The organism is Anoxybacillus sp. LAT27, assembly GCF_022030075.1.
Classification (GTDB): domain Bacteria; phylum Bacillota; class Bacilli; order Bacillales; family Anoxybacillaceae; genus Anoxybacillus; species Anoxybacillus kestanbolensis.
The window spans coordinates 1-267 of sequence record NZ_JAIWYK010000183.1 but is presented as its reverse complement, the minus strand read 5'-3'; the positions used below and the strand labels follow the sequence as shown (position 1 = coordinate 267).

At 47.2% G+C, this 267-nt stretch carries 1 protein-coding gene; it reads left to right on the top strand.

The genetic code is table 11. The features are described 5' to 3' along the window. Window positions 1-9: 9 nt before the first annotated feature. A partial coding sequence (gene era / locus LD028_RS09040; protein WP_237811620.1) for a GTPase Era occupies window positions 10-267 on the top strand: 258 nt, incomplete at its 3' end.

Genomic DNA, 267 nt, shown 5'->3' with positions numbered 1-267 from the left:
AGGATTTGCATGCGTAAAGAAGGATACAAATCAGGATTTGTTGCCATTATCGGAAGACCAAACGTAGGAAAGTCGACGTTTTTAAACCGCGTCATCGGGCAAAAAATCGCGATTATGAGCGATAAACCGCAAACGACGCGCAATAAGATTCAAGGCGTGTACACAGACGATGACGCGCAAATCATCTTTATCGACACGCCTGGGGTGCACAAACCGAAGCATAAGCTCGGCGACTTTATGATGAAAGTGGCGCTCAATGCGCTTCGC